This window comes from Streptomyces sp. WM6372 (assembly GCF_001279655.1).
In the GTDB taxonomy this organism is placed as follows: Bacteria; Actinomycetota; Actinomycetes; order Streptomycetales; family Streptomycetaceae; genus Streptomyces.
Window position 1 is genome coordinate 124,681 of record NZ_LGDB01000160.1, and the last position, 9,526, is coordinate 134,206.

The 9,526-nt window shown below is 72.4% G+C and carries 9 protein-coding genes and 1 pseudogene; all 10 read right to left on the minus strand.

Features of this window, described 5'->3' with window-relative positions; all coding sequences use genetic code 11:
* Positions 1–96: 96 nt before the first annotated feature.
* A complete protein-coding gene (locus ADK52_RS13460) occupies positions 97–1,014 on the minus strand; it encodes an NADP-dependent oxidoreductase (protein ID WP_078988293.1) in 918 nt (305 codons plus the stop codon).
* On the minus strand, positions 1,011–2,177 hold the full coding sequence (locus ADK52_RS13465) for an acyltransferase family protein (protein WP_053690011.1): 1,167 nt from the start codon (positions 2,175–2,177) through the stop codon (positions 1,011–1,013). The genes ADK52_RS13460 and ADK52_RS13465 overlap by 4 nt, the downstream gene beginning before the upstream one ends.
* A 134-nt stretch (positions 2,178–2,311) precedes the next feature.
* Complete coding sequence (locus ADK52_RS13470) at positions 2,312–3,094, minus strand: alpha/beta fold hydrolase (RefSeq protein WP_053690012.1); 783 nt, start codon at positions 3,092–3,094, stop codon at positions 2,312–2,314.
* A gap of 77 nt (positions 3,095–3,171) precedes the next feature.
* A complete protein-coding gene (locus ADK52_RS13475; protein WP_234343715.1) occupies positions 3,172–4,167 on the minus strand; it encodes an acyltransferase family protein in 996 nt (331 codons plus the stop codon).
* A gap of 227 nt (positions 4,168–4,394) precedes the next feature.
* Positions 4,395–5,390, minus strand: a complete 996-nt coding sequence (locus tag ADK52_RS13480) for an acyltransferase family protein (protein ID WP_063783832.1) — start codon at positions 5,388–5,390, stop codon at positions 4,395–4,397.
* Entirely contained in the window at positions 5,348–5,593 is a 246-nt protein-coding gene (locus tag ADK52_RS43605; protein WP_234343716.1) for a hypothetical protein, read from the minus strand. The genes ADK52_RS13480 and ADK52_RS43605 overlap by 43 nt, the downstream gene beginning before the upstream one ends.
* Before the next feature lie 75 nt (positions 5,594–5,668).
* Positions 5,669–6,847, minus strand: a complete 1,179-nt coding sequence (locus ADK52_RS13485; RefSeq protein ID WP_159045929.1) for an MFS transporter — start codon at positions 6,845–6,847, stop codon at positions 5,669–5,671.
* A gap of 145 nt (positions 6,848–6,992) precedes the next feature.
* Entirely contained in the window at positions 6,993–8,276 is a 1,284-nt protein-coding gene (locus ADK52_RS13490) for an MFS transporter (protein WP_053690014.1), read from the minus strand.
* Positions 8,273–9,310: a zinc-dependent alcohol dehydrogenase gene (locus ADK52_RS13495; RefSeq protein ID WP_053690015.1), complete on the minus strand. Its 1,038-nt coding sequence runs from the start codon at positions 9,308–9,310 to the stop codon at positions 8,273–8,275. Before ADK52_RS13495 ends, ADK52_RS13490 begins: the two co-directional genes overlap by 4 nt.
* A pseudogene (locus tag ADK52_RS42955) lies at positions 9,307–9,526 on the minus strand (hypothetical protein); the annotation flags it as partial. The pseudogene ADK52_RS42955 and the gene ADK52_RS13495, both read right to left, overlap by 4 nt.

The window sequence follows — 9,526 nt, forward strand, 5'->3', positions numbered from 1 at the left end:
GCGGCCGCACCGCCGACGTTTTCGCCGCCGCGCGCGAAAGGGCCCCGGACCGCCGGCAACGGCGGCCCGGGGCCCTTCGGCGCGTACGGCCGCCGGTCAGCTTTCGGGGGTCAGGAGGATCTTGCCGCGGGTGCCGCCCGCTTCGAGGGCGGCGTGCGCCCGGGCCGCGTCCTCGAACGGCAGGACGTCGGCGATGCGCAGCGTCAGGTGCCCTTGCTCGACGCGGCGGGCCAAGCCGTCGAGCATGGCTCCGTCGATCCGCACGCCGTAGACCTCCACGGCGACGTCCCGCTCGGCCTCGGGCACGGCGAAGGGGGTCAGCGAGATGAAGCGTCCTCCGTCGCGCACCGCCGCTATGGTCTCCGGTCGCCCCGCCGCGTCGATGACCGCGTCGTACGCTCCGGCGGGCAGGCCGTCCGTGTCGGCGTGGACCTCGACGGCGCCCAGGTCCTCCAGGGTCCGCGCGTCACCCGCGCGGGCGAGGCCGGCCGGACGCAGGCCGCGCACGGCCGCCAGCTGGACGGCGAAGCCTCCCACCGCGCCCGCGGCGCCGCTCACCAGGAGCCGCCCGGAGAAGTCGGGACCGAGCCGCGTCAGTGCCTGCTCGGCGGTGAGGGCGGCCAGCGGAAGGGCCGCCGCGTGCTCCAGCGGTACGTTCGCGGGTGCGGGGGCGGCGAGCGCCTCGTCCAGGGCGACGTACTCGGCCGATACTCCGGCCCCGTCACCCAGCGGGGACCGGATGGCGACCACCCGGTCGCCCGCGACGAAGCGGGTGGCCTCGGGCCCCGCCGCGACGACGGTGCCGGAGAGGTCCCAGCCGACGACGGCCGGCAGGACCGGGGAGGGGATGTCACCCCTGCGCACGGCCAGGTCCACCGGGTTCACCGCGGCGGCGGCCACCCGGACCAGGATCTCGCCCGGACCCGGCCGCGGGGTCCGCGTCTCGGAGACGGCGAGCACCTCCGGCGGTCCGTAGTCGTTGATGACGACGGCCTTCATGACGGCGTCTTTCATGCGGTGGCTGCCTTTCGAGTCCGCCCCAGGTGGCGCATCGCCGGCTTTTCCACGGCCACGTACAGCAGCCATGCCACGACGAGGGTCGCCAGTGCCTCGAGCACCAGTACGCCGATGCCGGCGGCGGTGCCGAAGAACTTCTCGGGGCCGAGGAGTTCACGTACGACGTTGAGCAGGATGAGATGAACCATGTAGAAGGCGAAGGAGACTTCGCCGAGCCAGACCAGCGTGCGGCCGCGCAGCACCGAGGGGCGGCCGGAGACGTCCTTGAGGGCGACCGCGGGGATCAGCAGGGCCATGGGGATGACGAAGACCGCGTCGAGCGCGTACAGCCACGGGACGTAGAGGGACAGGGCGTACGCCGCCACGCAGGCGAGCGCGGCGGGCAGCGGCTTGACGCCGAAGCGGCGGCCGGTGACGACGATGCGCGCCATCAGCATCCCGAGGACGAAGTCCAGGGCGCGTACGGGCGGGAGCATGTACACGCTCCAGTACTGCCAGACGGAGGCCGCCGAGCCCTCGGGCATCGGCGGGTTCACCGGCAGCACCAGGTAGGCGAGGGTCGGTACGGCGATCACCGCGGCGGCGGTCCCGACGGCCCAGCGCCACAGGCGGTCCGAGGGGATCCTCTTGATCCAGCGCAGGAACAGCGGGAAGCAGAGGTAGAAGAAGAGCTCGCAGGCGAGCGACCAACTGGGCGGGTTCACTCCGAGGAAGACGGAGAACTCCGGGATCCAGGCGTGGACGAGGAACAGGTTCGGCACCGCCTGCCACCACTGGGTGGTGGCTCCGGCGAGCAGTGCCAGGGCGAGCACCCAGGTGACCAGGTGGTTCGGGTAGATCTTGAAGAAGCGCCGGCGCCAGAAGGACCGGGCCGGGTCGTCGGGCCGTGCCGACCAGGTCAGCACGAATCCGCTGAGGATGAAGAAGAAGCTCACCCCGGCCCATCCCGCGTTGCCGAACAGCCACCGGTATCCGTCGGCGACGTCCTTCGAGGCGAACGGGTTGAGCGCGGGCAGGGCGAGCGAGGAGTGGTAGCCGAACACCAGCACGGCAGCGAAGAACCGCAGGCCGGTCAGGGAAGGGAGCCGGCCGTGCACGGCCCGGTGGGGCTCGGTGGCGGGCTCCGTCGGTATCGCGGCAGGTTCCGCGGTCGTGGACAAGGTGTCTCTCCGGAGGAAGGCGTGAGGCGGGAGCTGGGAGCTGGGGGTGGGAAGGGGAAGGGGGCCGGGGCCGTGCGGCCGGAGCGGGCGGGCCGGTGGGACCCGCTCCGGCCCCGCTGAGACGAACGGCCCGGTCAGTCCCGGTCGAGGAACCCGGTGAGCAGCTCGACGAGTTCGGCCGTCTTCTCGAAGATGACCATGTGGCCGCTCTCCAGCTCCGCGTACTCGCTGCCCGCCACGGCCTGGTGCAGTTCCCGCGAGTGCTCGACGGGGATGAGCACGTCGCGCGTGGAGCCGATGACCAGGGTGGGGGCGGTGATGGCGGGGAGCCGGTCGGTGATGTCGACGTGGTGGTCGAGCTCGATCTGCTGAAGCGTCCACTCCTCGGCCTTGATCCCGGCGACGGTGGCCTTGACGCCCTCGCTGCCGAAGCCGGCGAGGAAGGGCGGCGAGAAGATCAGCAGCGCGCTGTACGCGGCGAAGGCCTCCTCGTCGACGGCCGGGAGCCGCCGCCACAGGTCGGTGGCCAGCTGCTGGCGCGGGTCGTCGTTGCGGGCCCAGCCGTTGATGACGACGAGGCGGCGGACGAGTTCGGGGTGCTTGGCCGCGGCGGCGGCCGCGACGACCGCGCCGAGGGAGAAGCCGACGATGTCGAAGGGCTCGTCGGTGACCGCGCGGGCGGCGCCGATCGCCTGCTCCACCAGCTCGTCCAGGCTCAGCTCGTCCGCGTGCAGCGGGGTCCGGCCGCTGCCGGAGCAGTCGGGGGTGATGACGGTGTGGCGGTCGGTGAAGTGCTCGCGGAGGTGCCCGAACTGGGCCTCCCCGTGACCGCCCGTACCGTGCACGAACAGCAGGCCCGGGCCGCTGCCCTCGGCGGTGTACTGGACGGGGGTGCCGTTGACGTCGATCGTGGGCATGGAAGCTCCTCAGGGTGCGTCGGGGTGATGTGGAAACCGTTGGGGGAAAGGGGGGATGAAGCGCCGTTCAGTGCCGTTCAGCGCAGGGCGGGAGCGGGCTGCCGCTCTTCCCGGGCGGGTTCGGCCGCCGCCGATCGACGCGGAGCCGGGCGGGCCCACCGCCGCATGACGGGGCGTTCCACGCACACCAGGAGCAGCCAGCCGACCAGCAGGGTGGCGAAGAAGAAGCCGAGGAGGACCAGGACGCCGGGCAGGGGGGCGAAGAGCTTCTCGTCCATCAGGGCCGTGCGGCCGAAGTACATCACCACGTACTGGGCGAGGTAGAAGCCGAACGAGACCTCGCCGAGCCACTGCATGGTCCGCCCGCGCAGCACGGTCGGTGCGCCTTCGACGTCGGCCCGGGCCACCGCGCAGATCAGCAGCGCGACGGGGACGATGGTCGCGACGTTGAGCCCGTACAGGAACGGCACCGCCAGCGCCACGCCGTAGCCGACCACGCACAGCCCCGCCGCCGGCAGGATCCGGATCCGGGGGAACGCCCCGGCCAGGACCAGCCGGGCGAGGATCATGCCGAGCACGAACTCGAACATCCGCACCGGCGGGAAGTTGTACCCGAACCAGAACTCCCACAGGGAGATGCCGAAGCCCTCGGGGGTGGGCGGGTGCTGCGGCATGAGGAAGTCGGTGACCAGCTGCACGGCCACCATGCAGGCGACCATCGCGGCCGCCCAGCCCCACAGGGCCCGCTCCTTGATCCGCAGCACGGGGCCGATCAGGAACGGGAAGAGCACGTAGAAGAGCAGCTCGGAGCAGAGCGACCAGCTCGGCGGGTTCACGCTGATGAAGGTGGCGTGCTGCGGGAACCAGGAGTGGATCAGGAAGAGGTTCGGCAGCCACGCGGACAGCGGGGTCATCGCGCCGGCGAACAGCACCATGGCGAGCGCCCACATCACGATGTGGTTCGGGAAGATCTTCAGCAGGCGCCGGCGCCAGAACCCGGTGGCCGTGTCGTTCGGCTTGGCCGACCACGTCAGCACGAACCCGCTGAGCACGAAGAAGAACGAGACGCCCATCCAGCCGGCCTTGCTGAACAGCCAGCGGACAGCGGAATCCTTCTTCCCAGCCCTGGTCGGCGAACGGGTTCATGGGCGGGTCGCTGAAGGTCGCGTGGAAGAAGAAGACCAGGGCGGCGGCTATGAAGCGCAGCCCGGTCAGCGAGGGGAGCTTGGATCTGGAGGGAGCGGGAGCCGCGCTCGGGGCGGCGCTCGGGGCAGGCGGGTTCATGGGGAGCGGGGTCCTTTCAGGAGACGTGGGTCAGCCGGCGCTGCGGCGGGGCTTCGGCGGGAGCGGCCTGCTCCAGGTCCCGGCGGCGGGGGCGGGCCCAGCGGCGCATCGCCGGGCGCTCCACGCAGACCAGGAGCAGCCAGCCGAGGGCGAGCGCACCGGCGAACTCGGCGGCCACGACGGCGATGCCGATCGGGGTCGCGTACGTCCGGTGCTCCATCAGCGTCGTGCGCGCGAAGGAGAGGACGATCTGCTGGGCGAGGTAGAAGCCGAACGAGACCTCGCCGAGCCACCGCATGGTGCGCCCGCGCAGCACGGTCGGTGCGCCTTCGACGTCGGCCCGGGCCACCGCGCAGATCAGCAGCGCGACGGGCACGATGGTCGCGACGTTGAGCCCGTACAGGAACGGCACCGCCAGCGCCACGCCGTAGCCGACCACGCACAGCCCCGCCGCCGGCAGGATCCGGATGGGGGGGAACGCCCCGGCCAGGACCAGCCGGGCGAGGATCATGCCGAGCACGAACTCGAACATCCGCACCGGCGGGAAGTTGTACCCGAACCAGAACTGCCAGACCGTCACATCGGTGCCCGGTGCCGGCGGGCTGCTCGGTGCCAGGAAGTCGGTGACCAGCTGTACGGCCACCAGACAGGCGGCCATGGCGGCGGCCCAGCCCCACAGGGACCGCTCCTTGATCCGCAGCACGGGGCGGATCAAGAACGGGAAGAGCAGGTAGAAGAGCAGCTCGGAGCAGAGCGACCAGGAAGGGGTGTTGAGCCCCATGTGGACGGCCGGGTCGGGGAACCACGACTGGATCAGGAAGAGGTTCGGCAGCCACACCTTGAGCGGGACCGCCGTTCCGGCGAACAGCACGATGGTCAGCGCCCACGTGGCGATGTGGTTGGGGAAGATCTTCATCAGGCGCCGGCGCCAGAACCCGGTGACCGTGTCGTTCGGCTTGGCCGACCACGTCAGCACGAACCCGCTGAGCACGAAGAAGAACGAGACGCCCATCCAGCCGGCCTTGCTGAACAGCCAGCGGAGGCCTTGCTGAACAGCCAGCGGAAGCCGTCGGCGACCCCGTCGTCGGCGAACGGGTTCATCGAGATGAAGATCAGGGAGGCGTGGAAGAAGAAGACCAGGGCGGCGGCGATGAACCGCAGTCCCGTCAGCGAAGGGAGCTTGGGTCTGGCGGGCGAGGCGAGGGTGCTGGGCATGGGGCTGGCCGACTCTCTCGTTCGATCTGGTGCGATCTCGTGTGATCTGGGGCGATCTCGTTCGGTGGACGCGGGTCAGGAGACCGGCGCGGTGGTGGCGGTCTCGGAGCCGACGGCCTTCGGGCGGCGGCGGGCGGCGCGCACGGTCTGGGTGAGCAGCAGGGCGCCGAGAGCGGTGAACGCGGCGGCGCCGATCGTCACCGCGCGGGTGCCGAAGCCCTGGTCGATGACCTGTCCGCCGGCCCAGGAGCCGAGCGCGGCGCCGAGGCCGAACGCGGACATGTTGACGGTGAGGGACAGCGTCGGCGCGTCCGCCGCGGCGGAGAGGACCTTGGCCTGGAGTCCGGGGATCAGGGCGAAGGTGGCCATCGAGAACAGGATCAGGAAGACGGCCGTGCCGATCGCCGAGGGCGCGGCGAACCAGTACAGGAGGCAGACGGCGGCGAGCGTCCAGGACTGGCGGAAGACGGCCCCGTCGGCGGACCGGTTCGCGGACCTGCCGCCGATGGTGTTGCCCGCGATGGACCCCAGGCCGTAGGCGACGAGTACGGCGGGAACCCAGGCCGAGGGGAAGTGCCCGACGTCGGTGAGCAGCGGCACCATGTACGTGATCAGCGTGAACATGCCGCCGGAGCACAGGACGGTGGCCAGGACGGTGCCGACCACCTGCCAGTCCTTGAACACCCTCAGCTCGTGCGCGGCCGAGGAGCCGGCCGTGCGCCCGTCGTCCGGGATGACCAGCAGGATCAGGGCCGCGGCGACCAGGGCGAGTACGGCGACGCTGGCGAAGGTGGCGCGCCAGTTCAACTGCTGGGCCACCAGCGTGCCGAGGGGGACGCCGAGCACCGTCGCCAGGTTGACGCCGAGTTGGGTGGCCGCGACGGCGGAGCCCTCGCGTCCTTCGGCGGCCATGCTGCCCGCCGTGACGACGCAGACGGCGAGGAACGTGCCGTGGATGACGGCGGTCAGCATGCGGCCGACGACCAGGAGGCCGAAGGTGGGCGCGAGGCTGGAGACGACGTTGCCGGCGACGGAGACCAGGAGCAGCGCCACGAGCAGGTACTTGCGGCGGATGCGGGTGGAGACGGCGGTGACGATCGGACCTCCGACGACCACGGTCAGGGCGTAGACCGTGACGAGGAGACCGGCGGTGGGGATGGTCACCGACAGGTCCGCGGCGAGGTCGCCCAGCATTCCGCTCGGCGCGAGTTCGGCGGTGCCGACGCAGAAGATGGCCAGGATCAATACAGCCATACGGGACCGCATGAATTGCCTCTCGTGAGCAGCGGGCAGTGGGCAGCGGTGGAGGAGGTCGGAGGAACCGGCGTACACAGAGCCGTTTTCAAAGCCTCGGGATGACTCTAGTAGCCACTTGTCTTATATACAAGCAGCTTGAGCACTAAGAGAGCGCTGGGACCGGTCGACGTACGAAAACGACGGCCAGGACCACCGCCGCGAGGACGAGCGACACCGCCGGCAGCCAGGCGGCCGACCGGCCGAGCAGGGTGGCGCCCAGCGCGGATCCGGCGGCGATCCCGATCTGGAAGCCGGTGACGTAGACCGAGGAGGCCCGGTCGGCGTCCCCTGCCGCCAGCCGCATGACCGCCGTCTGGAACACCGGCCCGGCGGCGGCGAACGCCCCGCCCCATACGGCGACGGCGACGGCGATGACGGCGTACTGCACCGCCCGCGGAGCCGGTACGAACGCGAGGGCCAGGAGGCCGACCCCGGCCGCGAAGGCCGCCATGGTCACGGTCGCCGCGCGCTGCGGGGCGCGGTCGTTGTGCCGGCCGATGAGGAACGTCCCGGCGGCCCCCGCGACACCGAAGGCCGCCAGCAGTACGACGACCGCGCCCGAGTCCCCGGTGACCTCGGTGACGATGAGGGCGAAGTACGTGTAGCTGAGGAAGTGCGCGGTGACGAGCACCACCGCGACGCCGCACAGGGTCAGGACCGCGGGCCAGTTCACCCGGCCCTCTTCCGCGAGCGCGGGTGCGTGCACGGGCGCAGGCGCCGGCTCGGCCGCAGGCGCGGGCGCGTCCGCGGCTTCCTCCGTTCGCACGGAGCCGCTCCGTCGCGGCCGCAGGGCCCAGGTGAGGGCGTACGTCACCGCCACCGTGGCGGCCGCCAGCACGAGAGCGGTGGCCCGCCAGCCGATCAGCCCGCCGATGAGCGTCGTACCGGGGCTGCCCACGATCGCCGCGAGCGACGCGCCGCCGAACACCGCGGCGGTGGCGGTTCCCACGTGCTCGCGCGGCACCAGGGCCGCGGCCGCCGGAGCGATCAGCGACCACAGCACCCCGTGGGTCAGCGCCGCGGCGACCCGGCTGACGGCCATCATGGCGAACCCGGTCGAAGCGGCGGCGAGCACCTCCGCGACGACCAGGACCCCGAGCGAGACCATCAGGGCCGTGCCGCGCGAGACGCGCGCGGCGAGCGCCACGGTCGGAACGGTGACCACGGCCGCGACGACGGCGTATCCGCTGATGAGCAGCCCGACCTGACCGGCCGTGACGTGGAGGTCGGCGGCGATGTCCGTGATGAGCCCGACCGGGAAGACCTCGAAGGTGACGTACACGAACGCGGCCCCGGCGAGCACGGCCAGCCGTGTCGCGGTCGGTGCGTCGATCCGCCCGGGCGCCGCGGTCGACGCAGACTCCGCGGTCTCCGCCGTACGGCTCATCGGCCCGCCTCGGCGCCGGCGCCCGGGTCGAGCCGCACCAGGACCTTGGGCCGGCCGCGCCCGCCGTCCGCCAAGCGGGCGTACGCGGCGTCCAGTTCGCCGAGCGGGAAGACCCGGTCGACGAGGGCGTCCAGATCCACCGCGCCCCGCTCCACGAGGGCCACGAGCCGGTCCCAGTAGCCGATTCCGGACAGGACGCCGTGGACCGTGACGTCCCGGATCACCAGGGCCGCCGCGTCGAACCCGTCGACGGCGTGGTGCGGGGTCCCGAGCTGGGCCACCCGTCCGCCCGGCGCGACCAGCCGGACGGCCGCGCGGACGGCGGCCGTGCTGCCGGAGGCCTCGATCACGGCCTCGTACGCCCCCTCGTCCGCGTCGGCGGGCGCCTCCGAGGCGCGCAGTCCGAGGCGGCCCGCCAACTCCCGGGCGCCCGGCTGCGGATCGAAGACGACGGGGTCGGCGCCCAGGGCCCGCGCGACCATGGCCGCCGCCAGCCCCAGCGTGCCCGCCCCGAGGACGGCGACGCGGTCGAGGCCGCTCACCTCGATCCGGTCCAGCGCGTGGACCGCGGCGGCGGTCGGCTCCAGCAGGGCTCCCGCCTCGTCGGAGAGACCGTCGGGTATCCGGGTCAGGGTGTCCACCGGTACGGCGATCACCTGCGAGCCGGCGCCCGGACGCTCGCCGAGGACGCCGATCTCGCTGCGGTCCGGGCAGTAGCGGATGCGGCCGGCCCGGCACTGCGGACACCGGCCGCAGGTGCGGAAGTTGTGCCCGGAGACCCGCTGTCCCGCCAGGGCCGGGTCCACGCCGGGGCCGAGGCCGGCCACCGTGCCCATCCACTCGTGCCCCGGGACGAAGGGGTAGCGCTTCAGGCCGTCGCGGAGATAGTTGCTGGTGCCGTCGTAGAAACCGAGGTCGGTTCCGCACAGGCCCAGCAGACGCACCCGGACCAGGACCTCCCCGGGGCCCGGTTCGGGCGGGTCGACCTCCGCGACCGACAGCGTGCGGGGGCCGGTGAGCTGAATGGCTTTCATCGTGCGTCCTCATATGGGCTGGGCCCGGCCGCGTCGCGGCAGAGCGTGACGTCCTCGCGCAGACGGTCCGGCGCCTGCCGGTAGTCGTTCTCCACGAGTACGGAGCGGACGGCGCACTGCCGCAGCAGGGCGGGCAGCGCGTGGAAGGCGGAGCCGGGCGGCGGCGCGGCTCCGCCCGCGGCGGGGGCGGGTCCGTGCGCGGGGGCGGGTCCGTGC